The sequence below is a fragment of the Roseisolibacter agri genome, from assembly GCF_030159095.1.
GTDB classification, from domain to species: domain Bacteria; phylum Gemmatimonadota; class Gemmatimonadetes; order Gemmatimonadales; family Gemmatimonadaceae; genus Roseisolibacter; species Roseisolibacter agri.
On the sequence record NZ_BRXS01000006.1, the window covers coordinates 393800 to 420597 of the forward strand.

Genomic DNA, 26798 nt, shown 5'->3' on the forward strand with positions numbered 1-26798 from the left:
AGCCGTCACCGCATGGGAAGGTTGAGTCCGTGGCGGCTCGCCGCCGCAATGGCTTCCGGGTATCCCGCGTCCGCGTGCCGCGCGACGCCCATCCCCGGATCGTTCGTCAGCACGCGCTGCAGCCGCTCGCGCATCAGCGGCGATCCGTCCGCCACGGTCACCTGGCCGGCGTGCAGCGAGTTGCCGATGCCGACGCCGCCGCCGTGGTGGAACGACACCCACGACGCGCCGCTGGCCACGTTCACGAGCGCGTTGAGGATTGCCCAGTCCGCGATCGCGTCGCTGCCGTCGCGCATCGCCTCCGTCTCGCGGAAGGGCGACGCGACCGAGCCCGTGTCGAGGTGGTCGCGCCCGATCACGATCGGCGCCGAGAGCTCGCCGCGCGCCACGAGGTCGTTGAGCGCGACGCCGAAGCGCGCGCGGTCCCCCTGCCCCAGCCAGCAGATGCGTGCCGGCAGCCCCTGGAAGTGGATCTTCTCGCGCGCGAGCGTGATCCAGCGGCGCAGCGCGTGGTCGTGCGGGAACAGCTCCAGCGCGAGCGCGTCGGTGCGGTGGATGTCGGCGGGATCGCCCGAGAGCGCGACCCAGCGGAACGGCCCCTTCCCCTCGCAGAAGAGCGGGCGGATGTACTCGGGCACGAAGCCCGGGATCTCGAACGCCTCCGCGAAGCCCGCGTCGTAGGCGACCGTGCGGATGTTGTTGCCGTAGTCGAACGCGACCGCGCCGGCCTTCTGCAGGGCGCGCATGGCGGCGACGTGCCGCACCGCGCTCGCCGTCGAGCGGCGGACGTACTCCGCGGGATCGTCGACGCGCAGCGCGGCCGCCTCGGCCAGCGTCAGGCCGGCGGGCACGTAGCCGTGCAGCATGTCGTGGGCGCTCGTCTGGTCGGTGACGACGTCGGGCACGACGCCGCGGCGCACCAGCTCCGGCAGGACGTCCGCCGCGTTGCCGACGAGCCCCACCGACAGCGCCGAGCCGCTGCGCCGCGCGTGCTCCACCTGCGCCAGCGCCTCGTCCAGGTCGTGCGCCTTGCGGTCGCAGTAGCCCGTCGCGAGCCGCTTGTCGATGCGCGACTCGTCGACCTCGACGCCCAGCACGACGGCGCCGTTCATCGTGCCGGCCAGCGTCTGCGCGCCGCCCATCCCGCCGAGTCCCGCCGTGAGCACGAGGCGGCCGGCGAGCGAGCCGCCGAAGTGCCGGTTCGCGACCGCCGCGAAGGTCTCGTACGTCCCCTGCACGATCCCCTGCGAGCCGATGTAGATCCACGAGCCGGCGGTCATCTGCCCGTACATCGTGAGCCCGAGCTGCTCCAGCCGGCGGAACTCGTCCCACGTCGCGAAGCGCGGCACGAGGTTGCTGTTGGCGATCACGACGCGCGGCGCGGCCGCATGCGTGCGCAGCACCGCCACCGGCTTGCCGCTCTGCACGACCAGCGTCTCGTCGCCCTCGAGCGCGCGCAGCGCCGCGACGATCGCATCGAACGCCTCCCAGCTGCGCGCCGCGCGCCCGGTCCCGCCGTACACGACCAGGTCGTCCGGCCGCTCGGCGACGTCGGGATCGAGGTTGTTCATCAGCATGCGCAGCGCCGCTTCCTGCTCCCAGCCCTTGCAGGTGAGCGCGGTGCCGCGCGGCGCGCGCACGGGCCGCGCGCCGGGCAGGCCGGCATTCGGCGCGGTGGACGAAGCGGTGATGGGAGCGCTCACGTCTGGACCTCCGCGAGGATCGAGTCGGCGAAGCGCGACGCCTGGGGCACGAAGCGCCCTTCGGCGATCGCGTCCGCGAGGCGGCGTACGTCGGGGGACGGCGGGCGGTCGCCCGTCAGCGGCGCGACGAGCGCGCGCACCGCGGCGTGCGTGGCGGCCACGCCGGCGGATGGCCGCAGCGGCGCGCGCAGGTCGATCCCGCGCGCGCCGCACAGCAGCTCGATGGCGAGCACGTGGCGGACGTTGTGCACGACGCGGCGGAGCTTGAGCGCCGCCCCCATCGCCATCGGCACGACGTCCTCCTTGCTGCCGTCCGTCGGGATGGTGTCGACGCTGGCGGGATGCGCGAGGGTCTTGCACTCGCTCGCCAGCGCGGCGGCCGAGACCTGCGCCATCATGAAGCCGGACTCCAGCCCGGGCTCGTTCGCGAGGAAGGCCGGCATCCCGTGGTTGAGGTCCGGGTGCACCAGCCGGTCGATGCGGCGCTCGCTCATCGTCGCGAGGTTCGTGAGCGCGATCGCCAGCACGTCGGCGGCCATCGCGCCCGCCTGCCCGTGGAAGTTGCCGCCGCTCAGCATCGTCCCGTCGGCGAAGACGAGCGGGTTGTCGGTGGCGGCGTTCAGCTCGCGCCCCAGCAGCCCGCCCGCGAAGCGCAGCGCGTCGAGCACCGGGCCGTGCACCTGCGGCATGCAGCGCAGCGCGTAGGCGTCCTGCACGCGCGGATCGTTCGTCCGGTGCGACTCGCGGATCTCGCTGTCGGCGAGCAGCGCGCGCAGCAGCGCGGCGCTCTCGCGCTGCCCGTGCTGACCGCGCACGTCGTGGATGCGCGCGTCGAAGGCGTCGGGCGTGCCCATGAGCGCCTCGACGGTCATCGCGCCCGCCGCGTGCGCCGTCTGCCAGAGCGCGACCGCCTCGGCCAGCGCGAGCGCGCCCACCGCGGCGTGCGCCTGCGTGCCGTTCACCAGCGCGAGGCCCTCCTTGGGCTCGAGCGTCGCGGGCGACAGGCCGGCCGCGGCCAGCGCCTCGCAGCCCGCCATCACGCGGCCGCCATGCTCGGCCTCCCCCTCGCCGATCAGCACCAGCGCCAGGTGCGACAGCGGCGCGAGGTCGCCGCTCGCGCCGACGCTCCCCTGCTCCGGCACCACGGGATGCACGCCCTGCGCGAGCATCGCGAGCAGCAGCTCGACGAGCTCCGGCCGCGCGCCGGAGTGCCCGCACGCGAGCACGTTGGCGCGCAGCAGCATCATCGCGCGCACCTCGGGCGTGGACAGCGGCGTGCCCACGCCCGCGGCGTGGCTGCGCACCAGGTTCACCTGCAAGGCGCGCAGCCGGTCGGGCGGGATGGCGACCTCGGACAGCTTGCCGAAGCCCGTCGTGACGCCGTAGACCACGGCGTCGCGCGCCACGATGTCGTCCACCACCGCGCGCGTCGCCAGCATGCGGGCGCGCGCTTCGGGCGACAGGACGGCGCGCGCCGAGCCGTCGGCGACCGCGCGCAGCGAGGCGAGCGTCAGGGCCCGCCCGTCGATGACCACTTCGGTGCCGTTCATCCGGGGAATGTCGACCGCGCGACGCTCCCCGACAAGGCGGCGGGCGCGACTAGAACGTCCCGCTCTGGCCCGGGGCGCGGAAGGTCTGCCGGTTGTAGTCGAACTTCAGGTCCGGCTGCGCCTTCAGCGCGACGAAGAAGTTGAAGCCGAAGTTGCCGTTCGGCGACTGCGTGAAGGCGAACACCGCGCGCCAGTCGTGCAGCTCGCGCTGCAGCGTCACCTGGTTGCTGGCGAAGCCGCCGCGCTGGGCGTCGTAGGTCGTGGACCACTGCGCGGCCCACTTCTGCGTCACCGGGAAGCTCGTGTTGAGCGTCAGCGACTGCTGCGGCGGCGAGGCGTACACCGGCGCGCCGAACGTCGTGGAGCCGAGGGGCGTGCCCGCCGGCGGCGCGGTGCGCGCCTGGATCAGGCAGTTCTCGTAGATGTACGCCGGCTGGTTGACGAAGGCGCGGCAGGCGACGGTCGGATCGGCCTGGATGATGGGCCCGCGGATGTCCGGGCGCTGGCGCGACGCCGTGTACGTGACGCTCGCCTGCCAGCCGTTCGTGTTGGGGATGTCGTACGCCGCGTTGCGGGCGGCCGAGCCGGCGACCTGCTGCGCGACCGCCTGCCGCGAGAAGAAGGCGTCGCCGCCCGGCGTGGCCGCCTCGCGCGACTGCGACGGCGTGGCCGCGCCCGTCGTGGACGACGGCTGCACCTTGCGGCCGAACAGCCGCGCCAGCGTGCCGAAGATCGCGGAGTTCTGGTCGAGCGAGAAGTTGACGCCCATCTCGGTGCGGTACGGCTTGAACACCGCCGTGTCGCTGGCCGGATCGCCGAGGAAGAGCGAGTACGTCGTGCGGAAGTCGAGGCCCGGGATCAGGTCCGAGCGCGCGCTGAAGCCGAACGTCTGGTCCGTGAAGCCGCGCTGGTTCAGCAGGCTCCCGCCGATCGAGTCGGCGCGCACGAAGTCGTAGTTGAGCCCCGTGAAGTTCAGCGACAGCAGGCGGACCTTGTTCCCCTCCGCGACGGCCGAGCCGCCCGCGTCGGTGCGGACGGGCCGCGTGGTCGTGTCGGTGACGGCGGCGCTGTCGGCCGGCGTGGGCGCGGCGCTGTCGCCGGGCGCTCGCGCGGGCGTCCCCGTGGCCGGCGCGGACGGCGCGCGCGCGCGCATCTTCGCCTCGAGGTTCGTCGAGAGCTGCAGCGACACGCGGCTCTGCACCAGCGCGCCCAGGTAGCCCTGCGGCGCGCGGCCAATCGCGTTCAGGTACTCGTCGCTCACCCGCGCCTCGGGCGAGTAGCTGTACGAGATGACCGGGTTGATCGAGTGGCGGAACCGCTCGACCTTCCCGAAGCCCGGCGGGAAGGCGTAGAACGTCGGCGACGAGCTGACGCCCACCGACGCGCGCTTGCGCTGCGCCACCCACTTGCCGCCCGTGCGCTCGCTGCGCACGAACAGGCCACCGGCGTCCACGTTAGACAGGCTGACCGTCGGCGAGACGTTCCAGGTGCCCTGCAGGAAGCGCGGCAGGTTGAACGACGTGTTCCAGTCGAGGCTCGACAGGTACGTCTGGTTGAACACCCGCGTCTCGCGCGTCGTCGTGTCGCGGATGTCGCGGTAGACGGGGCGCGTCTGCGGGAAGTCCTGGACCTCCTCGGTGAAGCTGAAGGAGTTGGCCCAGTTGAAGTCGAAGATCTTGATCGGCGACTCGACGCGCACCGACGTGTTGCGCCGCGACGGGTTCACCGACGCGCTGTCCAGGCGTCCCGACGCGTCCCGCCGGTAGACGTAGGCGAACTGCGTCCCCTGGTCGATCCGGAAGCTCTGCGTGTTGGTGAGCGAGAGCGTCGGCGTCCAGTCCACGTTCTCGCCGAACGAGATCGTGCGGGTCGTCAGGTTCAGGTTCGGGAAGTCCTGGTCGACCTGGTCGCGCCCGGGGAACTGCTTGCGCGTGCCGCCGATGCTCATCGACGTCGGGCCGAACTTGTCCTGGAAGTTCAGCTGCGACGCGATCGTGCCGAGGGCGGCGTTCGGGTTCAGGCTGTTCTGCCGCTGGACCGTCGTGTTCTGGACGTAGTTCAGGTTCGCCGACAGCCGGCGCTGCTGGTTGAACGCCTGCTCGTGCCCCAGCGAGACGGCGAGGTTCCGGGTGCCGCCGCGGTTCGCCGTGTAGGACGCCGAGAGGCGGCCCTGGATGAAGCGGTCGATGATGCGGTAGCGCGTCTCGGCGTTCGCGCGGATCCACCCCGGGTCGAAGCCGTCGCCGCGCGAGCCGCTGCGCCAGTCCATCCACGCCGACGCGTCGGCGTAGCTGCCGAGGTTGAAGTAGTAGCCCAGGTTCTCGATCGACCGCTTGTACGACGGGGAGTTGCGGATCAGCTCCGCGACGCCGAAGCGCGGCGTCAGCAGCCCGCTGCGACGGCCGCTGCGCATGTCCTGGAAGACGAACGGGAGCCACATCACCGGCACGTCGGCGATGTACAGCACGGCCGGCCGCACGACGAGCAGGTTGCGCGTCACCATCTTGATGTCGCGCGCCTCGAAGTGGTAATGCGGCACGGTCTCGCTGCAGCTCGTCACCGAGCCGTCGCGCGCGAAGACGTAGCGGCGCCCCTCGATGATCGAGTCGCTCACGAGCGCGCCGCGCTCGCCCGACACGAACCAGGTCTCGCCCTCGGTGACCGCCGTCTGGAACTGCTCGATCGTGCCGCGCTTCTCGGCCACGTAGTAGACGATGCGGCCGCGCACCGAGACGTCCGCCTGCGACGGGTCGCGAAGGAAGACCGTGTCGCCGCGCACCGAGTCCGGGCGCGCCACGATGACCTGCGTCGAGTCGTCGTACTCGACGTGGCTGCCGACGAGCAGCGTACCCTCGCGTTCGACGGCGGCGGGCTTCCCCTCCAGCACGAGCAGCCGGCGCTCCGCCTGGAAGCGCACCGTGTCGCCCTGGTAGCGCGTGGCGGTGAAGCCGGGGCGCGCGAGCAGCGCGGTCAGCGTGGAGTCGGGATCGAGGAACTTGACCAGCGCCGAGTCGCTGCCGGGGCGCCGCGTGGGCTGCTGCGCGCCGCCCCCGATGTTCGGCAGGCGGACGCCGCCCGGAAGCCCCGGCGGCTGCGCGCCGGCCGCCGCGGCCAGCGCGGCGAGCGCGATCCCGCACGCCGCGAGCGCGCGTCGCATCGGCGTCCTGACGCCCGCGCTCACGCGATCCCGCCCTGGTCGAGGCGCACCGGGCCGGCGTCCGCGTCGAGCGGCCGTACCATCGCCGCGGCCGTCTCCGCCTCCTCCAGCGCCGCGCGGCGCGCCTCACGGCGCACCCGCTGGCGGTAGATCACCGTCGACAGCACGACGCTCAGCTCGAACAGGAAGTAGAGCGGGATCGCCAGCGCGAACAGCGAGGTCGGGTCCGCGCCCGGCGTCACGAAGGCCGCGCCGACGATGCAGAGCACGATCGCGTGCCGGCGGTACTTGTTCAGGAACGCCGGCGTGAGGATCCCGAGCGCCGTCAGCGCGAGGATCACGATCGGCAGCTCGAACACGATGCCGAACGCCACCGCCATCCCGATGGCGAAGTCGAAGTACCCGCTCACCGTCAGCATCGGCTCGATCGCCGAGCTCTGGAACGAGAGCAGGAACTGCAGCGTGAACGGCAGCACGACGAAGAACGCGAGCGCGGCGCCGGCCAGGAACAGCCCCACGCCGCCCGCGAGCACCGGGATGATGATGCGCTTCTCGTGCTTGTAGAGCGCCGGCGAGAGGAACGCCCACAGCTGGTAGCCGATCACCGGCGACGCGAGCAGCAGCCCGAGCGCGAACGACGCGTTCAGGACGATGCCGAAGGGATCGGCCGGGTTCGTGTACACCAGCTTGCGCCCGCCGAGGAACGGCAGCACCGGCGCCTCGAGCCACTTGATGATGTCGAACTGCGACACGATCGCGAACGCGACCACGAGCGCGACGCAGAACGCCGCGAGCGACCACACGAGGCGCCACCGCAGCTCCTCGAGGTGGTCGAGGAACGGCATCTCGGCCGCGGCGCTCTTGATCGGCGAGGTCATCGCGGGTGCGGCAGGGCGCGGCGCGCGGGCGCGCCCGTGTGGCTCAGGATCGGTCGCGCGTCCCCGAGGGACGCGTCGTCTCGCGCAGGGCCTCGCGCGCCAGCTCCGCCTCGTCCGAGCGCGGGAAGCGACGCACGAGCTCCTCGAACAGCGGGCGCGCCTCGGTGCGGCGGCCGGCGGCCTGCCGGGCGCGCGCGCGCTTGTAGAGCGCGGTCGCCGCGCGCGGCGACTGCGGGTAGCGCGTCACCACGGCCTGGTACGCGCTGTCGGCCGCCGCCGCGTTGCGCTCGCTCGCGTACGACTCGGCGACGTAGAACTGCGCGTCGGCCGCGACGTCGGCGGTCGGGAAGCGGCGCAGGAGATCGAGGAACCCCGTGCGCGCCGTCGCGAAGCTGCCGCGGCGGAACTGGTCGAGCGAGATCTCGTACAGCTGGTTCGGCCCCGGGCCGCCAGTGGAGTCGACCGCGGCGACCGGCGCGCCGCCCGCGGGTGGCGCCGTCTCCGCACGCTGCTCCATCGAGGCGCGCAGCTCCTGCAGGCGCCGCTGACTCTGGCCGGTGAGCTCCTGCACCTGGATCAGCTGCTCGCCGAGCCCGCGCAGCGCGTCGCGCGCGTCGCCCTGGAAGCGGGCGGCACGCGACGACATGGCGCGGAGCGAGTCGTTCACCGCGCCGAGCTGCGACGTGACGCGGTCCAGCTGCGCCACGCGCGCCGAATCCGCCCGCGCCGTCTCGCTGCGCACGGTCGCGATGTCCTGCTGCAGCACGCGCACGTCGGCACGCGTGGCGAAGCAGGCGGCCGTCGTCAGCGGCAGGGCCGCGACGACGGCGAGTCGGCGCGCGTGGCGCATGCTCACTGGGCCCCGCCCGGAACCGTGAGGCGCTCGCCGCCCGCCGTCACCTCGAACTCGGCGCGACGGTTCTGCGACCAGCACGACTCGGCCTCCTCGGTGCAGCCCGGGCGCTCCTCGCCGAAGCTGACGATCTCGATGCGACCGCCGTCGATGCCGCGGCCCGTCAGCCAGTCCTTCACCGCCGACGCGCGGCGCTGGCCGAGCGCGAGGTTGTACTCGTCGGAGCCGCGGCTGTCGGTGTGACCGGCGATGCGGATGCGGAGACCCGAGTTCGCCGTCAGGATCGGCAGCTTGGCCTCGAGCACGCCGCGCGCGTCGTCGCGCAGGTCGGCCGCGTCGTAGTCGAAGTACACCGGAGCGTTGAGCGTCGCGCGCGCCGCGTTCACGATGCTGTCGAGGCGGGCCTGGGCGCGGGCGGCCGAGTCGCGCGCGGCGGCGTCGCGGGCGGCGCGGTCACGCTCCTCCTGCGCCCGGCGGGCGGCGTCGATGCTGTCCTGGTTCACACGCGTCGTCGGCGCGGGCGCGGGGGCGGCCGCCGGCTTCTTGCGGCACGCCGCGAGCGTCAGCCCGGCGATGGTGAACAGGACGGTGGCACGGGCGAACTGGGCGCGACGAGCGATGGGCATGTCGAGAAGTCTCCGGTGAGGACCGCGGGTGGTCTGCTGCGGATGGGACGGCGCGCCGGCCCCCGTCGCTTCAGGGCCGGGCGGATGCCGCGGAGGCCAGCCAGGGCGACCAGGCCCCCATGCGCGCGCCGCCGCCCCCTCGGGTCAGCTGCCGCGCGCGCCGGGTCTCCACGTCGAGCACGAACAGCTGCTGCTGCCCGGTCCGCGTGGAGGTCACCACCACGTGGCGCGAGTCGGGAGCCCAGGACGGCGCTTCGTTCCGTCCCTCGGCCGTGAGCTGCTTCACTCCCTTGTCGCGCAACCCGATGGTCATCACCTGGAACACCCCGCCGATGAGCGACTGGAACGCCACCAGGCGTCCGTCCGGCGACCAGTCCGGGTCGGACCGGTAGCTCTGCTCGCCGTACGCGAACTGCGTCAGCAGCTCGGCGTTCGTCCCATCGGCGTCGGTAATATACACCTCCGGGTGGCCGGAACGGCCCGAGGTGAACACCAGGCGCCGCCCGTCCGGGCTGAAGCTGGGCGACATGTTGTCGGTGCCGCGCCCGATCGTGATGCGCCGCGGGCTCCCGCCCGTGAACGGCACCGCGAACAGGTCCACGCCGCGCTCCTGCCCGTTCGCATAGACGACGGTCTCGCCGTCGGGCGACACGGTCGGCGTGATGTTGGTCACCCCGCCCTGCGCGACCACGCGCTGCCCGCCGCCGATGTCGCGCACCACGATCTGCTGATAGCCGCGGTCCGTCAGCACGCTGTGCACGACGCTGCGGCCGCTCGGGTGCCACGCCGGCGAGAGCGCGCCGCGGTCCGAGATCGCGCGCGCGTTCTCGCCGTCGCTGTCGACGATCCACACGCGGCGGTCGCGGATGAACGCGATGCGCGACGACGCGATGCCGCGCACGCCCGTCAGCCACCGCTCCACCTCGTCGGCGGCCAGGTGCACGCTCTGCCGCCACTCGCCGCTCAGCGGCTGCCCGGCGAGCGCGAAGTCGCGCACCGCGAGCAGCTGCCGTCGCGCCACGTCGTGCACCGCCAGGTGCAGCGCGCCCTGCGCGTTCACCGTCGGCTGCACCACCGCCGCGGCGCCGAGCCGCTTCGCGAGGTCCCAGTTGATCGACGTGCCCGTCGCCAGCGCGTCGCCCGCGGATCCGGTGACGACGGTGACGCGGTCGCCGAAGTCCCAGTCGCGCTCCAGGATCGCGCGGATCGAGTCGCCCGCCGTCCCCTTCACGGGGAGCACGACGACGCCGGGTCGCGTGCCCGACTCGTACATCAGGCGGACGCTGACGCCGGCCGTCGAGTCCTGCGCGCGGAGCGGCGCGGCGAGCGTCGGGGCGGCGAGGAGGGCGGCGGCGAGCGCCAGGGGCGCGCCCAGAGGGCGGGCGATGCGGGAGGGCGTCACGAGGCGATGTTGGGAAGCGCGCGCGTCAGCGGATGACGCGCGGGTCGAAGCTGAAGGTCACGGGCAGCACGTCGTCGCGGAAACCCTCGGGCAGCGGCCCGAACGCCTTCGCCGCGCCCACCGCCTCGATCGCGCCCTGCGCCTCGAGGTCGAAGGCGTAGTTCCCCGACCGCCGCACGATGCGGACGTTGGACACGGACCCGTCGCGATGGATGAGGAACGCGAGGTCCGCGGTCAGCGCGCCGCCGCCGCCGGGCGGCGTGAACCGCAGCGCCACCTGCCGGACGATGTTCTGCAGGTACCCAGGGAACGGGAATTCGAGCCCGCGGATGCTGACGTTCGCGACGTCCGTGCCGCGCCCGCCCTCGGGGCCACCGCCCGCGCGTGGCGGCGTGGCCGGCTTCGCGGGCGTCGTCGGCTTCGCCGCGTCGGGCTTCGCGGGCGCGGGCTTGGCCGGCGCCGGGTTCGGCGTCGCGCGCGCCGGCGGCGGCTTCCGGCTCGGCTCGGGCGTGGCCTTGGGCGCGGGCATCTCCTTCGGCGTCGGCTCGGCGGCGCGCGGGGGCGCGGGCTTCGGGGCCGGCGGCTCGGGCGCGGGCGGCGTCGGCGGCGCGGGCGTCGGCGGGACGATCCCCTCCGCGCGCGGGCCCGGCGGCGCCGCCACCAGGTCCACGCGATACACGGGCGGCAGCGGCGGCAGCGGCGCCGGGCGCACGATCACCAGCGCCGCGATGACCGCCGCGTGCACCACCGCCGAGAAGGCGATCGGGCCGCCCAGCCGCGTCGACTTGGCGCGCGCGCGCGCCGACGGGCGCGGCACGTAGCGCCCCACCACCGCCGGCTCGCCGCCGGCGGCCGCGCCGCCGGTCGCCCGTGTCACGGCGTCGCCTCGGGCTCCGCGACGAGGCCCACGTCGCCCACCCCGCTCGCGCGCATCACGCCCAGCACGCGCACCACCGTACCGTACGGCACGCCCGCATCGGCGCGCAGGTACACGCCGCCCGCGCTCCCCTTCTGCTCCGCCAGCGTGCGGAAGCTCCCCTCGAACTCCGCGAGCGACAGCGGCGTCTCGTCGACGAAGATGCGGCCGTCGCGCGTCACGGAGACCGACAGGCTGCGCTTCGCCTCCAGCGGGCGCGCCTTCGCCGTGGGAAGCGCGATGTCGACGCCCCCCTGCATCATCGGCGCGGTGATCATGAAGATCACCATCAGCAGCATCATCACGTCGATCAGCGACACGACGTTGATCTCGGCGTTGAGCGCGAAGCGCTCGCGACGACGGCGGCTCACGGTGCGGTCTCCCGGTCGGCGCGGCTCAGATGCGGTCCTCGCGCACGAGCAGCGCGATCAGCTCGGACCCGAAGCCGTCCAGCTCTCCCTGGATGCGGTTCAGTCGGTTCGCCAGGGCGTTGTACCCGAACACCGCGGGAATGGCCACCGTCAGCGCGGCCGCCGTCGCCACCAGCGCCTCGGCCACGCCCGGCGCGACCGCGGCGATGTTGCCCGAGCCCTTCTGCGCGATGCCCGTGAACGCCGAGATGACGCCGAGCACCGTGCCGAGCAGCCCGATGAGCGGGCTCACCGAGCCGATGGTCGCGAGCCAGGAGACGAAGCGGCCGAGGCGGTCGCTGCCACCGTCGCTCTCGGCGTCGAGCACGAGGCGCAGCGCCTCCACCTGCGACGCGCTCAGGCGCGCGCCACGATCCGAGCTGCCCGGCAGCGCGGGCCGGGTCTCCGAGAGGAAGAGCATCGCGCGGCGGAAGACGTCGACGAACGGGCTCGCGCTCGCGCGGCCCGCGACGCGCTCGGCCTCGGTCAGCGAGCCCGCGTGCTCGAACTCGCGCACGAACTGGCGGCCCGCCTTCTCCACGCGCCCGAACTCGCGGAACTTCGCGAGCATGATGCCCCAGCTCACGAGCGAGAGCACGAGCAGCAGCACGAGCACGACCTTCGTCTCGGTGGAGCCGGCGACCACCAGCTCGTAGGCGCTGCTCGGCACGCCGCTCGACGCCGCGGCGCTGCCGCCGCCGAGCGCCGGCGTCTCCTGCGCGCCGGCGCCGGCACTCGCCGTCATGCTCGCGAGCGCCAGCAGCGACGTGGTCGTCATCGTGCGCATCACGGACCTCACCCTCACGCCGTCGCTCCCGCGGAACGCACGCGACGCTCGGCGAAGAAGCGGTACGTCTCGGCGAGGCCGTCGGCGAGCGAGACCTGCGGCGTCCACCCGAGCTGCTCGCGGGCCTTGTCGACCACGAGCGCACTGCGCTGCAGCTCACCGGCGCGCGCGGGCGCGCGCTCGACGGGCGTGTGGCTGTTCGCCGCCTGCTGCAGCAGCTCGGCCAGGCGGTTGACGCTCGTCTCGATGCCCGTGCCGACGTTGAACGCGCGCGCGTCCAGCGGGCCGACGGGGGGCAGCGCGGTGGTCGCGGCGAGGAAGTTCGCGCGCGCGACGTCCTTCACGAACACGTAGTCGCGCGTCTGCTCGCCGGTGCCGAACGTCGTCATCGCGCGGCCGTCGAGGATGCGGTTGCAGAAGATCGCCACCACGCCGGCCTCGCCGTGCGGGTCCTGTCGCGGGCCATAGACGTTGGCGAAGCGCAGCGCGACGCACTCCATGCCGTGCTGGCGCGCGTAGTACGCCATGTAGTACTCGACGCTCAGCTTCGCGATGCCGTACGGCGACTCGGGATCCTTGGGATCCGTCTCGCGTGCGGGCGGCTGCACGAAGTCGCCGTACAGCGCGCCGCCGGTGCTCGCGAACACGACGCGCGGCGCGCGGCCGCCCTCCGCCTTCGCCTGCCGCGCCGCCTCCAGCACGTTGAGGGAGCCGAGGACGTTCTGCGTCGCGTCGAAGCGCGGATCGGTGACGCTCTTGCGCACGTCGATCTGCGCGGCGAGGTGGCACACGACGTCGAAGCCGCCCGTGCGCACCAGCGCCGCCGTCTCGGAGGCGCCGATGTCGCCCTCCACGAACGTCACCGCGGGGTTCAGGTTCTCGCGCCGCCCGCTCGACAGGTTGTCGACGACGGTGACGGCGTACCCTTCGGCGACGAACAGGTCGGCGACGTGCGAGCCGATGAACCCGGCTCCGCCGGTGACGAGCGCCTTCTTGGCCATGGTGCGCGGATGACGGTGAGGGAGGCCGCCGGACGGGGCCCGCGAGGGCCCGGCCGGCGTTGCGGCGGCGGAATCTAACCGGCCACGGGCGGGCGCCGGCACCGCGCGCCGACGGCCGACGTCCCATCCGTGACGCACGCCGCGCCCGCCTCGTTTCCCCAGCGGACCCGCGTGACCTGCCCTTCACCCCACCCGGACGTGCCCACAGCTCCACGCCCCGCCCTCCGCACCGCCCTCGTCGCGCTCGCCGTCGCCACGCTCCCCGCGGCCGCACGTGCCCAGGACCTCGGCGGCTGCGACCCCGACGGGCCGACGCCGCCCATGCTCTCCGCCGCGAACCTCGTCTTCTACGGCTGCGGCTACCTCTTCAAGTCCTCGCCTTCCCAGCCGGCGCTGGCGCAGAGCTACTTCGAGCGCGCGGCGCTCCTGGAGCCGCGCAGCGCGGTCGCGCACTTCCTCCTCGGCGCGTCGCTCGCCGGACAGGGGCGGGCCGACAGCGCCCGGGCGGTCGTGACGCGAGCGCTGAAGCTCGACCCCGAGGTCGGCCGTCGGCTGGGCGCGCGCTTCGCCGAGCGTCCCGAGCTGCGCGAGCGGATGGAGGCGCTGTTCCGCCCCGCGCCCGCCACGCCGACCGCTCCCGCCGCCGCCCCGGTGCCGGCTGCCGCACCCGCGGCGCCGCCCGTCCGTCCCGCCGCCGCGCCGGTGGCACCCGCCGCACCGGCCGCACCGGCTCCCGCGCCCGCGGCCCCCGCAACGCCGGCCACTCCCGCCTGGGGCGGTGCGCTCGTGCTGGGCAGCTACGCGTGCACCTACGACTACTGGAGCGGCGCCGGCGCCTATCGGCGAATGGTCTCCGATCCCAAGGGCTCGCTCACGCTCCGCGCGGACGGCACCTACCGTCGCCTCGACAACGGCGGCACGGGGCGCTACGCGTACGAGGCGGCCACGGGCGAGATCCGCTGGCTCACCGGCCCGATGGCCGCTATGAAGCCCGAGCGCACGCGCTTCCGTCGCAACCAGCGCACGGCGCAGATCGACATCCGCCTGAGCGGCGTCTACGAGTGGAGCTGCGGCATCGACCTGCCGTGACGCGACGCGGGGGGACGACACGAGGGCCGCGGCGCATGCGCCGCGGCCCTCGCTGCATGCGGGATCGTGCGTCGCTCAGCGCGCCGCGGCCATACCGCGACCGCGCGATGCGCGGGCGGGCCCACGCGCGACGCGAGCCTGCTCGGTCAGCTGGAACTGCGCCACCACCGAGTGCAGCGTCGCGGCCTGCCCCGCCAGCTCCTCCGCGCCGCTCGCCGACTCCTCAGCGCTCGCCGCGACCTGCTGCGTCACCCCGTTCATCTGGTCCACGGCGTGGTTCAGCTGCTCGACGCCGTCGGCCTGCTGCTCGCTCGCGGCGGAGATCTCGCCGACCATCGCCGAGACGCCGTCGATCTGCGTGTGGATCGCCTGCAGGCTCTCCAGCACGTCCGCGTTCAGCGCCACGCCGCGCTCCGCGCTCTGCACGCCCTGCGCGATGAGCGTCGCGGTGCTCTTCGCCGCCTCGGCGCTGCGCAGGGCCAGCGCACGGACCTCCTCCGCGACGACCGCGAAGCCGCGGCCCACGTCGCCGGCGCGCGCGGCTTCGACCGCGGCGTTGAGCGCGAGCAGGTTGGTCTGGAACGCGATCTCCTCGATCGTGCGGATGATCTTCGCGGTCTCGCCGCTGGCGTGCTTGATCTCGTCCATCGCGCCGGTGAGCCGCTCCATGCGCGCGACGCCCGTCTGCGCGCTCTCGCGCGCCTGCGCCGCCATCGCGCGCGCCTGCACCGCGTTGTCGGCGCTCGTGCGCGCCATCGCCGCCACCTCCTGCAGGCTCGCCGCGACCTCCTCCAGGCTGGCCGCCTGCTCCGACGCGCCGGACGCGAGCGCCTGGCTGCCCGACGCGATCTGCCCGCCCGCCGCCGCCACCTGCTCGGCGGACGTGCGCACTTCGGAGAGCGCCGCGTCGAGGTTCTCCGTGGCCGTGTTGAGCGCGCGCTGGATGCTCGCGAAGTCGCCGTCGTAGCGTCCCGTCATGCGCGCCGCGACGTCGCGCCGCGCGACGCGCTCCAGCACCGCGCTCGCCTCGCCGATGGGCGTCACGACGGCCGCCAGCAGCGCGTTGACGCCACCGACCAGCTCCCGATACGCGCCCTCGAAGCGCGCCTCGTCGCCACGGCGCGCGAGGTCGCCGCGCTGCGCGGCCTCGATCAGCGCGCGCGTCTCGTCGGCCACGCCGCGCACCGCCGCCGCCGCGGCCGCGAACGCCGTCGTCGTCTCGGCCGTCTGCGCGACGATGCCGTTGATCGCCCGCGTCAGCACGCCCACCTCGTCCTCCGAGTCGACCGACAGCGCCGCGATGTCTACGACCGCAGGCTGCGAGAGGTCGCCGCGCGCCATCGCCGCGCCCGTCGCGCCGAGGCCCGCGATCGCCTCGGTGCGCACGCGCTCGGCCGTCGCCGCCAGCGCCACGAGCGGGCGCGTCACCTTGCGCACGAGGTACGTCACGACGCCGGCGAGCAGCAGCAGCGTGGCGCCGCCGAGCAGGATGATGAGGTCGCGCAGCGCGGTCGCCTCGCGCAGGATGGCAGCGCGCGGGACCGTGAGCACGAGCGACCACGGCGCGGCGTCCGGCGCCACGCTGATGGGCACCGCCACCTGCACGATCGGCTCGCCCGAGGGATCGGTCGCGGTGCCCACGTGCAGGCGGCCGTCGCGCGCCGCCGCGAGCGTCGCGCTGTCGGAGAACGCCGACGTCACGTCCTTGCCGAGCAGCGCGGTGTCGCGGTGCGCGAGCAGCTTGCCGCCCCCCGAGACGAGCGCGGCGCGCCCCTGTTCGAACGGATGGATCGCGGCCACCGTGCGCTGCACCTCGGCGAGCGCGATGTCGACGCCGGCGACGCCCGCGATGCGCCCGTCCACCTTGACGGGAACCGCGAGGCTCGTGATCAGCGTCGGCGTCCCGGCGACCGCGTACACGTACGGCTCGACGACCGCCTCCTTCCCGGTGTTCTTCGGCACCTGGTAGTAGTCGCCCGCGCCCGCCTTGTCGTAGTCGACGAGCGCCTCGCGCACGATGCCGCCCGACCCGCGGTTGAAGTACGGGACGTAACGCCCCGTCGCGTCGCTCGTCGGCGTGCCCGCGAACGACGAGTCGCGCCCGTCGAACGCGTTCGGCTCCCAGCCCGTCCACAGGCCGAGGATCGACGGGTTGCTCGCGAGCATGCGATGGATCGTCGAGTCGGCGGTCGCACGGCTCGCCGCGCCAGCGGCCCGCGACGCCTCGAGCGACTGCCCGAGGATGCGCGCGGTCGTCATCGCCGTGCCGAGCTCCTTGCCGAGCTTCTCCGCGTACTGCTCCGCGATCGCCTGCACGTTGGCCGTCGCCTGCCGCTCGCTCTGCGCGGCGGTGCGCGTGGCGACGGTGGCGACGAGCGTCACCAGGGCGGCTGCGGTCACGCCGCAGATCGGGACGAGGAGTCGCGCGGAGAGGCTCCGGCGGGACGTGGCCGCGGCGCGCGCGCCGCGGCTCGAGATCCAGGACATGATCGGTGGAGAAGCGTGGTACCGGTGCGTGGCGCTGCTGCGCGCCGCGCGATGTGGCGCGCGCACCGCTGTGTGGCACGCGCGCCGCCGTCAGACTCGATTCTCGTCCCGCGCCTGATGCGTCTTGAGGTCCGCACCGCATCCCGACGATGACATTCGCATGACGCCTTCGTGAGCCTGCTGTCATCACGCGCGCGACGCGAATCGTGACGAAAACGCGAGGCGAGGAGTGGTCAAGCGCGCGTGTGCGGCGTCCGAGCCTCTGCAGATGGCGGCGTGCGAGATGCGCCCTTCCGCTTCCGTTCCCATCGCCCTCCCGATCCGTGCGTCCTCGTCCGACCGTGTTCCTGCGCGCGCCGTTCGCCCTCGGCATCCTCGCGGGCGTGTTGCCCGCCGTGTCCCACGCGCAGTCGGTGCTGAACGCCGACGTCGCCGTCGCCAGCGCCTACGTCTGGCGCGGCGTGACGTTCACCAATCGTCCCGTCATCCAGCCCGACGCGTACGTCACGTTGACCGCCGGCCGCGGGACGGTCGTCGCGGGCGCCGCGCTCAACGTGGAGCCGCGTGCGTACGATGGCGCGCGCGACATCAGCGTGCTGGGCGCGGAGTCGGGCACGCTCGTGACGGCGACGTCGCTGTGGACCGAGTACGCGCGCCCCGTCGGCATCGCCTCGGCGACGCTCGGCGTCGCGGGCTACGTCTATCCGCACGCCAACGGGATCGCGGCCGCGTACAACACGGCGGAGCTCTATGCGAAGCTCGCCTTCGGCGGCGCGCTCGCGCCGTCGCTCGCCGCGTATCACGACGTCGGCCAGGTGCGCGGCACCTACGTCGAGGGCGCGCTCCGCCACGTCGTGCCCGCCGGCGAGCGTCTCTCGATCGCGCTCGGCAGCGTCGTCGGCGTGAACCTCGGCCAGGGCCCGGACGCGGCCGGCACGCAGACGGCGTACTTCGCGGCGCGCGGCCTGACGCACGTCGACCTGTCGGCGGCGGCGACGTGGACGACGGGCGCGACGACGATCACGCCGTCGGTGCACGCGATGCTCGTGCGCGACGCGGCGACGCGGCTCACCGCGCCCGGCGAGCAGCACCGGAGCAAGCTGACGGCGGGCATCGCGCTCGGGTGGGCGCGTACGCTACACCGGTAGGCGCCTGAGGCACGGCCTGCGGCACTACCGGCACGATGCGAAGCGGGGCACACCGGAATCCGGTGTGCCCCGCTTCGCATGCGGACGACGTGTGGACTCAGAACGGCAGGTCGTCGTCCTCGTCCTCGAGCGCGCCCGGGAAGTCCTCGAAGTCGTCGTTCCCCGCTGCGCCTCCGGCGCCGGCGCCCGCGGCGGCCGGACGCGCGTTGCCCGTGGCGGCACGCTGCGGCGCGGGCGCGGCCTGGCGGCGCGGCGCCGAGTAGCTCTCGCCGCCGTCCATGTCCCCCCCTTCACGGCGCCCGCCGAGGAGGATCAGCTCACGCACGTTGATCTCGGTGGAGTAGCGCGTCTGGCCGTCCTTGTCCTGCCACTGGCGGTACTCGATGCGCCCCTCGACGTAGATCTTGTCGCCCTTCTTCACGTAGCGCTCGACGATGTCGGCCAGCTGCGAGCCCTTCGTGTTCCAGACGACGCAGCGGTGCCACTCCGTCTTCTCCTGCTTCGTGCCGCTCTGGTCGTTCCAGGTGCGGCTGGTGGCAAGGGAGAACTGGGCCACGCGGTTCCCGCCGGGCGTGGCACGCACCTCAGGATCGCTGCCGAGGTTTCCGATCAACGTCACCTTGTTCAAGCTTCTGCTCACGATATCCTCCCGGTTGAGTAAGGTCCGACCTCGTACAGCACCTCGTACAGCGCACGGTACCGGCGTCTCGTCGCCAGGCCCGCATCCAATCTACGCACGCCGGGTCCGTTCGACGCCCCCGGCCGTGTCCTGCCCGCGCGGCGCCGCCAGCTCGCAGCGCAGCACCAGCGCGTCCTCCACGGGCTCGCGGTAGTATCGCTTCCGCCGCCCGAGCTCGATGAAGCCGCGCGACGCGTAGAGCCGCCGCGCGACCGCGTTCGACTCGCGCACCTCCAGGAACATGTGCCCGACGCCGCGCCGGCGTCCCTCGGCCAGCGCGGCGTCCAGGAGGCGCGCGCCGACGCCCGTGCCGCGCGCCGACGGCGCGACCGCGATGTTCGCCACCTCGCCCTCGTCCAGCACGTACCATGCGACCAGGTAGCCCACGGGCGCGCTCGCGCCGGGCGCGCTGCCCGCATCCGCGACGAGGAAGAAGACGTCCCCGTTCCGCGCCAGCGTCGCGAACGAGTCGCGCGACCACGGATCGCTGAACGCGAGCCGCTCGATCGCGGCGATCGCGTCCACGTCGGCCAGGGTCGCGCGCCGCAGGCGGACCGTCGGCGCCGACGCGTCGCGCGCGGCGAGGTCGCGCATCGCGCTCACGGCAGCAGCGCGCCCACGGCGTCCGCCGGCAGCGCGCGCCCGTGCTGCGCCTCCCACTTCACCTGCGCCTCCGCCTTGCGGCCGTAGTCCGGCTCCCAGAGGGCGAGATCCACCGGCGCGAGGGCGAGCGCCGCCGCGTCGCCCACGCGGCGCTCGTCGAGCGCGAGCGCGAAGCCCGCGACGCCGCGCGCCGTGGCGGTCGCCGCGTTCGCGTCGAGCACCCCACGCGCATGATGCGTCGCGACGAGTCCGTCGACCGCGTCGCCCCCGTGCACACCGAGGAAGTCGTAGCCGACGACGCGCGGCGCGTGCCCCGACGCCTCCAGCGTCACGAGCGCCGCGTACCGCTCGCCGCGCATCGCGTCGAGCGTCACGAGCCAGCGGCCGTCGTGGGGCGCGGTCGACGCGGCCGCGAGCGCGAGCGACGGCGCGGCCACCAGCGCGCAGTCCCACACCGTCGCCAGCCCCTTGGCGATGGCGCCCGCGATGCGCAGGCTGGTGAAGCTCCCCGGGCCGCCGCCGCACACGATCGCGGCCAACGCGCCGGCCGGCACGCCCGCGTCGTCCAGCGCGGCCGCGACCGCGGGCATCAGCCGCTCCTCGTCGGCGCCACGCATGGCCGCCGTCCGCTCGGCCACCACCACGCCGGCGCGCAGCACCGCGACGCTCGCGGCGGCGGTGCTCGCGTCGAGCGCGAGGATCGCGTCGTCCGGGCGATTCGACCGGGACATGCGCGTCACCCGGCGAGCAGCAGGCGCCGCGACGCGTCGCCCGGCAGGTGCTCGAGGTCGAGCGGGACGTGTCCGGGCAGGCGGTCGCCCGCGCGCTCCGGCCACTCCACCAGCACCAGCGCGTGCGCGCCCATCACGTCGTCCCACCCGATGTTCTCGAGGTCGCGCACGTCTTCCAGACGATAGAGATCGAGGTGGTAGACGGGCCCGCGCGGCGACGCGTACTCGTGCACCAGCGCGTACGTCGGGCTCGTGACCTCACCCGTCACGCCGTAGCCGCGGCAGATCGCCTGCACGAGCGTGGTCTTCCCCGCCCCGAGGTCGCCCGCGAGCGTGACGACCATCGGCGCGTGGGCCGCGCGCCCGAAGCGCACGCCCCACGCGTCCAGCTCGTCGCGCGTCAGCGCGAGCCGGCTGCGCCCCGCCAGCGGCGGCACGCGCGGGCCGTGATGCCCGCTCGGCGACGTGAACCCGGCGTCCACGTCAGCGCTCCGCGCGCAGCGAGGCCAGCCCGCCGCCGCGGCTGCCGCCGGCCGCCGCCGACGCGCCGCCCATGCGCGCCTTCACCTCGAACAGCTGGTCGCGCAGGCGCGCCGCCTGCTCGAAGTCGAGCGCCTTCGCGGCCTCCTTCATCTCCGCCTCCAGCTCCGCGATGAGGGTGGCCGGATCCTTCGTGTCGTAGCCCGGCGCGCGCTCCGCCACCTTCGCGGCCGCCTTCTTCTTGCCGCCGCGGCCGCGGCCCTTCTCGTCCTGCTCCTCCTCGCGCTCCTCGCGGGCGTCGGCCACGCGCGTCACGAAGCGCACGTGCTCGATGCTCTTCGCCACGGTGAAGGGCGTGATGCCGTGCTCCTCGTTGTGCCGCATCTGCGTCTCGCGGCGCCGCGCCGTCTCGTCGAGGCAGCGCTGCATCGAGCCGGTGACGCGGTCCGCGTAGAAGATCGCGCGGCCGTTCACGTTGCGGGCGGCGCGGCCCACGGTCTGGATCAGCGAGCGGTCGCTGCGCAGGAAGCCCTCCTGGTCCGCGTCGAGGATGGCCACCAGCGACACCTCGGGCATGTCGAGCCCCTCGCGCAGCAGGTTGATGCCCACCAGCACGTCGAACTCGCCCAGCCGCAGCCCGCGCACGATCTCGACGCGCTCAATCGCGTCGATGTCGGAGTGCATGTACTTCACGCGCACGCCGACCTGCTGCAGGTAGTCGGTGAGGTCCTCGGACATGCGCTTGGTGAGCGTCGTGACCAGCACGCGCTCGCCGCGCCGCTCGCGGATGCGGATCTCGTTCAGCAGGTCGTCGACCTGGCCCTTCACCGGGCGGATCTCGATCTCGGGGTCGATGAGCCCCGTCGGGCGGATCACCTGCTCGACGACGACGCCCTCGGACAGCTCGAGCTCCAGCTCACCCGGCGTCGCCGACACGGCGACCATGCGCGGCGTCAGCGCCAGGAACTCGTCGAAGATCAGCGGGCGGTTGTCGAGCGCGCTCGGCAGCCGGAAGCCGTAGTCGACGAGCGTCAGCTTGCGCGCGCGGTCGCCGTTGTACATGCCGCGGATCTGCGGCAGCGTGACGTGGCTCTCGTCCACCACCACGAGGAAGTCCTCGGGGAAGTAGTCGAAGAGGCACGCCGGGCGCTCGCCGCCCTCGCGGCCCGAGAGGTGGCGCGAGTAGTTCTCGATGCCCGCACACGTCCCGATCTCGAGCATCATCTCGATGTCGAAGTTCGTGCGCTGCTCCAGCCGCTGCGCCTCCAGCAGCTTCCCCTCGTTGCGCATCACCGCGAGGCGCTCCTCGAGCTCCGCGCGGATCGCCTTCACCGCGCGCTCCAGGCTGGGGCGGTTGGTGATGAAGTGCTTGGCGGGGTAGATGGCCGACTTCTCGAGCGTCGCGATCGTCTCGCCGGTGAGCGCGTTGATCTTGGAGATGCGCTCGATCTCGTCGCCCCACAGCTCCACGCGCACGCCCTGCTCCTCGTAGGCCGGCAGGATCTCGACGGTGTCGCCGCGCACGCGGAAGGTGCCGCGCTCGAACGCGACGTCGTTGCGGCTGTACTGGATGGCCACCAGCTGCCGCAGGATCTCGTCGCGCGCGACCTTCTGGCCGCGCTGCAGCTCGACCATGCGCGCCTTGTACTCGACCGGATCGCCGAGGCCGTAGATCGCGCTCACCGTGGAGACGATGATGACGTCCTCGCGCTCCATCAGCGACGACGTGGCGCGCAGCCGCAGCCGGTCGATGTCCTCGTTGATCGACGCGTCCTTCTCGATGTACGTGTCGCTCGACGGGACGTACGCCTCGGGCTGGTAGTAGTCGTAGTACGAGATGAAGTACTCGACCGCGTTCGTCGGGAAGAAGCTCTTGAGCTCCCCGTACAGCTGCGCCGCCAGCGTCTTGTTGTGCGACAGCACGAGCGTCGGGCGCCCGTGGTTCGCGATGACGTGGGCCATCGTCATCGTCTTGCCCGAGCCCGTGACGCCCAGGAGCGTCTGGAAGCGGTCGCCGCGGGCGAGGCCGGCGGTCAGCTCCTTGATGGCGCGGGGCTGGTCCCCCGCGGGGGCGAACGGGGCCTGCACGTGGAACTCGGCGCGGTCGGTCATGCGAGCAATCTAACCTCCCCTGCCGGTTTCCGTTCGGTGGACCTGCGCGGGCCCCGCCCGCGGGCGCTGGCGCTACTGGAGACGCGGGTACTCGGGCCGGGCGCCGCCGCCTCCCGCCGACGGTGCGGCGGGCTGGCGGGCGGGCGGCGCGGTCGGCTGGCCGGCCGCCGGCTGCGCCCCGGCCGGTGGCAGGGGAGGCATGTGCCGCGCCGCGCGGCGCACGAACACCGCCCCGGCGACGGCGGCCAGCAGGGCGACGCCGAGCGCGACGAGGGCCCGCGCGGGCGGCGCGGCGGCGGGACGGGACTCCGAGCGCACGTCACTCATCGGAGACGTCCAGCCGCTCGCGGCGGGCCACCTCGCCGATCCCCTTCACCCGCCGGATGACGCGGATGATCTTCTGCAGGTGGGTGAGGTTCTCGACCTCCACCACCACCGAGCCGGTCGCGCGCCCGTCCGCCGTCTTCAGCTCCATGTGCCGGATGTCGGTGCCCGTCGTCGTGACCGCCTGCGCCACGTCGGCGTAGAGCCCGCGGCGGTCGTAGCCTTCCAGGGAGAGGCGGACCGTGAACCGCTCCCCCTCCATCTCCTGCCAGTCGATCTCCAGCCGCCGCTCGGGCTCGTGCACGAGCATGAGCAGGTTGGGGCAGTCCGAGCGGTGGATGCTGACGCCGCGGCCGCGCGTCACGTAGCCCACCACCGGGTCGCCCGGCACCGGCTGGCAGCACTGGGCGTAGCGCACCATGAGGCCGTCGGCGCCCTGGATGCGCACGCCCTTGCCGCCGCCGCGCATGCGGTCCACCAGGCGCTCGAAGGCGCTGGCCGGCTTCGCGGGCTCGGTCGTCGGCTCCAGCTCCGGGTGGAGCGCGCGCAGCACCTGCAGCACCGGGACGTCCCCCTGGCCGATGGACGCGATCAGGTGCGTGACGTCCTGCAGCTTGAGCTGCCGCGCGATGGTCAGCAGCTGCGCGTCGTCGGGCTTCGCCAGCTTCCGGCGCCGCAGCTCGCGCTCGAGGATCTCGCGGCCCACCTTGGCGGCCGTCTTCTGCTCCTCGATGCGCAGCCACTGCCGGATGCGGTGCCGCGCGCGGCTCGTGCGCACGTGCGCCAGCCAGTCGCGGCTCGGCCGCGCGGTGGGCGCGGTGATGATCTCGACCGTCTCCGAGTTCTTCAGCTGCCGCGCGAGCGGCGCGATGCGCCCGTTGACCTTCGCGCCCGAGCAGTGGAGCCCGACCTCGGTGTGCACGGCGAACGCGAAGTCGATCGGCGTCGCGCCCTTGGGCAGCTGGATGACGTCGCCCGTCGGCGTGAAGACGAAGATCTCGTCCTGGTACAGGTCGAGCTTCAGGAACTCGAGGAACTCGTCGGGATCCTTGGCGTCGACCTGCAGCTCCAGCACCTGCCGGAACCACGCCAGGTGGCGATCGAGGTCGTCCTGCCCGTTCGGGCCCGTCTCCTTGTAGCGCCAGTGCGCCGCGATGCCGTAGTCGGCGGTGCGGTGCATGTCGCGCGTGCGGATCTGGATCTCGAACAGCTGCTTGCCGGGGCCGAACACCGTCGTGTGCAGCGACTGGTAGCCGTTCGACTTGGGCTGCGCGATGTAGTCCTTGATGCGCTCCTGCACCGGCGTCCAGTACTCGTGGATGACGCCGAGCGTGTGGTAGCACTCCGGGACCGAGTTGACGAGCACGCGGATCGCGAGGAGGTCGTAGATCTCCTCGTAGGGCTTCTCGCGCTGCTTCATCTTCTTGTAGATCGACCACAGGTGCTTCGGCCGGCCGGCCACGTCCTGCACCTCGATCCCCGCGCCGCGCAGCTGGCGCTCCAGCGGCTCGCGCAGCTGCGCGATGAGCGCCTCGCGCTCGCCGCGCTTGGTGGCGACGAGCTTCGCCAGCGCGCGGTACTCCTCGGGCTCCAGGTGCTTGAACGCCAGGTCCTCGAGCTCCCAGCGCACCTTGGCCATGCCGAAGCGGTGCGCGAGCGGCGCGTAGAGGTCGCGCGTCTCCTGCGCGATCCGGCGGCGCTTCTCCGGCGCCAGGTAGTCCAGCGTGCGCATGTTGTGCAGCCGGTCGGCCAGCTTGATAAGGATGACGCGCGCATCCTTGGCGACCGACAGCAGCAGCTTGCGATAGTTCTCGACCTGGCGCTCCTGGCTGGAGTGCATCGGCAGGTTGCCGATCTTCGTCAGGCCGTCGACGATCTGCGCGACCTCGTCGCCGAACTCGCGCGCGACGTCGTCCACCGTGATCTCGGTGTCCTCGACGACGTCGTGGATCAGCCCTGCGGCGACGGTGACGCTGTCGAGCTGCAGGTCGGCGAGGATCTTCGCGACCTCGACGCAGTGCGACACGTACGGATCGCCCGAGGAGCGCGTCTGGCCCTCGTGGGCGCGCTCGGAGTAGCGGTACGCCTTGACGAGCAGCTCGGGGTCGAGCCGCTCGTGGACCGCGTCCGCGCCCAGGTCCCAGCCCGGGATGATCTCGCTCAGAACCGTCGTGCTCACACGCCTCCTGCCCTGGTCGGGCGCGCCGTCCGGCGCCGCGCGGCCGCCGGGCCCGCCGTCGCGGGACGCCTCCTCGCAAGATACGGAGACATCGGCGGTTGGCGACAGGCGCGGAGGACCGGCTGCGGGCTGTGGATCCTGCTTCGAGCCCTCGGCGCCCCGCGTTGCGCCATGCCTGCACGAACGCCGCGTCCTGATACGGACCAGACGGATGAGAAGGATCAGATGGATCTCCTCTGCACCGGCTCATGGAGCGTCGCAGCCGCGAGGAATGGATCCATTTGATCCCTCGCATCCCATCTCGCCACTTCAGGAACACCCGCGCCGGCCTTGCGCACGGAGCCCAGCCGCCACGCGGAGCGATCCGGAGCATCCGCCTCATCCGGAGCATCCGTATGCTCTCCAACAGGCAACAGGACCGGCACGCTGGAGCGTCCCGAGGCCGTACACGCAGCACGCAGCACGCAGCACGCAGCGTCAGAGCAACCCTGCCTCCGCGAAGCTGCTGTACCGCCCCCGCCCCACGATGATGTGATCGTGCACCGGGATGTCGAGCAGGCGCCCCGCCGCCACCAGCTGCTCGGTCACGGCGCGATCGTCGGGCGACGGCGTGGGGTCGCCGCTGGGGTGGTTGTGCACCAGCACGATCGCCGCCGCCCGCTCGGCGATCGCCTCGCGGAACACCTCGCGCGGGTGCACGAGCGAGGAGTTGAGGATCCCGCGCGTCACGAGGACGTCGCGCTCCAGGCGGTGCTGCGCGTCGAGCACCGCGACGTGGAACTCCTCGACCGGCAGGTCCTGCAGGCGCGGCGCGTAGAGCTGGAAGACGTCGCGCGGCGAGCGGATCGGGGCGCCCTCCTCGCGTGTCTCGAGCGCCAGGCGACGCCCCAGCTCGAGCGCCGCGTGCACCGCGACGGCCCGCGCCGGCCCGACCCCGCGCACCGCGGTCAGCGCGGCCACCGGCTGGCCGGCGAGCCGCCGCAGCGAGCCGTCACCGTGGCCCAGCACGCGCTGCGCGACCTCGACGGCGGAGTCGCCGCCCGCCCCCGTGCCCAGCACCACGGCCAGCAGCTCCGAAGCGCTCAGGGCCTGGGGTCCGAGCTGCTTCAGCCGCTCGCGCGGGCGCTCGCCGCGGGGCTGCTCCTGCAGGGTGGAGCGCCACCGGCGAGGGCCGGGCGCGAGGGGCGCGGGCGGGATCGGCGGCTCGTGGGGCATCGGGGCGGGTCGGGGCACGCGGCCACGATGGCGGCGACACGCGCGACCCGCACAACCCCCGCGACGCGTCGCGGCCCACGGCGCGGCAGCCCGGAGACGGAGCCAGCCCCGCGGCCGGAGATCACCGCGGGGCTGGCTCGTCTGTGCGAGGACCCACCTGCGCTTCCTGCGTTCCTACCTCTGGTTCACTGGTAGACTGGTGCGGAGCCCTGATCGCGCGGCTCCCGTTCACTCACGTTCCACGTACTGTCGTTCCACGTTCTGAAGACGAGCTCTCGTGCACGTGCTGACCGGGTCCTCACCGCCGGCGACTCGTCGACCGGAGGCGCGGACTACTCGCGCATCCAGCATGCCGCCGTCACGACGAGCAGGCCGAGAATCGAGGCGCCCCGCAGCCGCGCGGCGAGCCCACGCGCCACGATCGCGCGACCACGCCCGACGGGTCCGGCAGCCGCGTTGACCGCGCGC

At 73.4% G+C, this 26798-nt stretch carries 22 protein-coding genes; 2 read left to right on the forward strand and 20 right to left on the reverse strand.

The genetic code is table 11. The features are described from left to right. Positions 1-5: 5 nt before the first annotated feature. The 11 genes from hutU to rosag_RS20190 form a co-directional block, all read right to left on the reverse strand. Positions 6-1658, reverse strand: a complete 1653-nt coding sequence (hutU, locus tag rosag_RS20140) for a urocanate hydratase (RefSeq protein WP_345784868.1) — start codon at positions 1656-1658, stop codon at positions 6-8. Positions 1659-1699: 41 nt separating this feature from the next. Continuing rightward, positions 1700-3253: a histidine ammonia-lyase gene (gene hutH / locus rosag_RS20145; RefSeq protein ID WP_284351970.1), complete on the reverse strand. Its 1554-nt coding sequence runs from the start codon at positions 3251-3253 to the stop codon at positions 1700-1702. Between the two features lie 49 nt (positions 3254-3302). Beyond that, positions 3303-6410, reverse strand: coding sequence for a putative LPS assembly protein LptD (locus rosag_RS20150; RefSeq protein WP_284351971.1), 3108 nt, complete (start codon positions 6408-6410; stop codon positions 3303-3305). A 20-nt stretch (positions 6411-6430) separates the two neighbouring features. Then, positions 6431-7288 (reverse strand): twin-arginine translocase subunit TatC, encoded by an 858-nt coding sequence (tatC, locus tag rosag_RS20155; protein WP_284351972.1) that lies wholly within the window; start codon positions 7286-7288, stop codon positions 6431-6433. A 43-nt stretch (positions 7289-7331) separates the two neighbouring features. Then, complete coding sequence (locus rosag_RS20160) at positions 7332-8138, reverse strand: tetratricopeptide repeat protein (protein WP_284351973.1); 807 nt, start codon at positions 8136-8138, stop codon at positions 7332-7334. 2 nt (positions 8139-8140) lie between these two features. Beyond that, positions 8141-8767, reverse strand: a complete 627-nt coding sequence (locus tag rosag_RS20165) for an OmpA family protein (protein WP_284351974.1) — start codon at positions 8765-8767, stop codon at positions 8141-8143. Between the two features lie 70 nt (positions 8768-8837). After that, on the reverse strand, positions 8838-10169 hold the full coding sequence (locus rosag_RS20170; protein WP_284351975.1) for a hypothetical protein: 1332 nt from the start codon (positions 10167-10169) through the stop codon (positions 8838-8840). A gap of 25 nt (positions 10170-10194) precedes the next feature. Then, positions 10195-11046, reverse strand: coding sequence for a TonB family protein (locus tag rosag_RS20175; RefSeq protein ID WP_284351976.1), 852 nt, complete (start codon positions 11044-11046; stop codon positions 10195-10197). Continuing rightward, positions 11043-11456: an ExbD/TolR family protein gene (locus rosag_RS20180; protein WP_284351977.1), complete on the reverse strand. Its 414-nt coding sequence runs from the start codon at positions 11454-11456 to the stop codon at positions 11043-11045. The genes rosag_RS20175 and rosag_RS20180 overlap by 4 nt, the downstream gene beginning before the upstream one ends. 25 nt (positions 11457-11481) lie before the next feature. After that, on the reverse strand, positions 11482-12282 hold the full coding sequence (locus rosag_RS20185; RefSeq protein WP_284351978.1) for a MotA/TolQ/ExbB proton channel family protein: 801 nt from the start codon (positions 12280-12282) through the stop codon (positions 11482-11484). Positions 12283-12296: 14 nt separating this feature from the next. Continuing rightward, positions 12297-13283, reverse strand: coding sequence for an NAD-dependent epimerase/dehydratase family protein (locus rosag_RS20190; protein WP_284351979.1), 987 nt, complete (start codon positions 13281-13283; stop codon positions 12297-12299). Between the two features lie 198 nt (positions 13284-13481). Between rosag_RS20190 and rosag_RS20195 the strand changes: the two genes are divergently transcribed. Further along, positions 13482-14372 (forward strand): hypothetical protein, encoded by an 891-nt coding sequence (locus rosag_RS20195; protein ID WP_284351980.1) that lies wholly within the window; start codon positions 13482-13484, stop codon positions 14370-14372. 75 nt (positions 14373-14447) lie between these two features. Here the strand turns inward: rosag_RS20195 and rosag_RS20200 are convergent, their stop codons facing one another. After that, complete coding sequence (locus tag rosag_RS20200) at positions 14448-16772, reverse strand: methyl-accepting chemotaxis protein (RefSeq protein WP_284351981.1); 2325 nt, start codon at positions 16770-16772, stop codon at positions 14448-14450. 410 nt (positions 16773-17182) lie between these two features. Here rosag_RS20200 and rosag_RS20205 point away from each other — a divergent pair, with 410 nt between their 5' ends. Next, entirely contained in the window at positions 17183-18007 is an 825-nt protein-coding gene (locus rosag_RS20205) for a TorF family putative porin (protein WP_284351982.1), read from the forward strand. Between the two features lie 97 nt (positions 18008-18104). On the opposite strand, the gene rosag_RS20210 is transcribed toward rosag_RS20205, so the two are convergent. The 8 genes from rosag_RS20210 to radC form a co-directional block, all read right to left on the reverse strand. Further along, a complete protein-coding gene (locus rosag_RS20210; protein ID WP_284351983.1) occupies positions 18105-18647 on the reverse strand; it encodes a single-stranded DNA-binding protein in 543 nt (180 codons plus the stop codon). 90 nt (positions 18648-18737) lie between these two features. Continuing rightward, positions 18738-19280 (reverse strand): ribosomal protein S18-alanine N-acetyltransferase, encoded by a 543-nt coding sequence (rimI, locus tag rosag_RS20215; RefSeq protein ID WP_284351984.1) that lies wholly within the window; start codon positions 19278-19280, stop codon positions 18738-18740. 5 nt (positions 19281-19285) lie between these two features. Continuing rightward, entirely contained in the window at positions 19286-20020 is a 735-nt protein-coding gene (gene tsaB / locus rosag_RS20220) for a tRNA (adenosine(37)-N6)-threonylcarbamoyltransferase complex dimerization subunit type 1 TsaB (RefSeq protein ID WP_284351985.1), read from the reverse strand. Positions 20021-20025: 5 nt separating this feature from the next. After that, a complete protein-coding gene (gene tsaE, locus rosag_RS20225) occupies positions 20026-20502 on the reverse strand; it encodes a tRNA (adenosine(37)-N6)-threonylcarbamoyltransferase complex ATPase subunit type 1 TsaE (RefSeq protein WP_284351986.1) in 477 nt (158 codons plus the stop codon). A 1-nt stretch (position 20503) separates the two neighbouring features. Continuing rightward, on the reverse strand, positions 20504-22612 hold the full coding sequence (gene uvrB / locus rosag_RS20230; protein ID WP_284351987.1) for an excinuclease ABC subunit UvrB: 2109 nt from the start codon (positions 22610-22612) through the stop codon (positions 20504-20506). Positions 22613-22684: 72 nt separating this feature from the next. Further along, positions 22685-22939, reverse strand: a complete 255-nt coding sequence (locus rosag_RS20235) for a hypothetical protein (RefSeq protein WP_284351988.1) — start codon at positions 22937-22939, stop codon at positions 22685-22687. After that, entirely contained in the window at positions 22932-25115 is a 2184-nt protein-coding gene (locus tag rosag_RS20240) for a RelA/SpoT family protein (RefSeq protein ID WP_284351989.1), read from the reverse strand. Before rosag_RS20240 ends, rosag_RS20235 begins: the two co-directional genes overlap by 8 nt. Positions 25116-25592: 477 nt before the next feature. Then, complete coding sequence (gene radC, locus rosag_RS20245) at positions 25593-26330, reverse strand: RadC family protein (RefSeq protein WP_284351990.1); 738 nt, start codon at positions 26328-26330, stop codon at positions 25593-25595. Positions 26331-26798 lie beyond the last annotated feature (468 nt).

What these genes read in the sequence shown, in the direction of transcription:
- rosag_RS20235 (WP_284351988.1), bottom strand. Translation starts at nt 22,939, where the DNA reads ATGAGTGACGTGCGCTCGGAGTCCCGTCCCGCCGCCGCGCCGCCCGCG.
- rimI (WP_284351984.1), bottom strand. Translation starts at nt 19,280, where the DNA reads ATGCGCGACCTCGCCGCGCGCGACGCGTCGGCGCCGACGGTCCGCCTG.
- rosag_RS20185 (WP_284351978.1), bottom strand. Translation starts at nt 12,282, where the DNA reads ATGCGCACGATGACGACCACGTCGCTGCTGGCGCTCGCGAGCATGACG.
- uvrB (WP_284351987.1), bottom strand. Translation starts at nt 22,612, where the DNA reads ATGACCGACCGCGCCGAGTTCCACGTGCAGGCCCCGTTCGCCCCCGCG.
- rosag_RS20165 (WP_284351974.1), bottom strand. Translation starts at nt 8,767, where the DNA reads ATGCCCATCGCTCGTCGCGCCCAGTTCGCCCGTGCCACCGTCCTGTTC.
- tatC (WP_284351972.1), bottom strand. Translation starts at nt 7,288, where the DNA reads ATGACCTCGCCGATCAAGAGCGCCGCGGCCGAGATGCCGTTCCTCGAC.
- radC (WP_284351990.1), bottom strand. Translation starts at nt 26,330, where the DNA reads ATGCCCCACGAGCCGCCGATCCCGCCCGCGCCCCTCGCGCCCGGCCCT.
- rosag_RS20190 (WP_284351979.1), bottom strand. Translation starts at nt 13,283, where the DNA reads ATGGCCAAGAAGGCGCTCGTCACCGGCGGAGCCGGGTTCATCGGCTCG.
- rosag_RS20160 (WP_284351973.1), bottom strand. Translation starts at nt 8,138, where the DNA reads ATGCGCCACGCGCGCCGACTCGCCGTCGTCGCGGCCCTGCCGCTGACG.
- rosag_RS20150 (WP_284351971.1), bottom strand. Translation starts at nt 6,410, where the DNA reads ATGCGACGCGCGCTCGCGGCGTGCGGGATCGCGCTCGCCGCGCTGGCC.
- hutH (WP_284351970.1), bottom strand. Translation starts at nt 3,253, where the DNA reads ATGAACGGCACCGAAGTGGTCATCGACGGGCGGGCCCTGACGCTCGCC.
- tsaB (WP_284351985.1), bottom strand. Translation starts at nt 20,020, where the DNA reads ATGTCCCGGTCGAATCGCCCGGACGACGCGATCCTCGCGCTCGACGCG.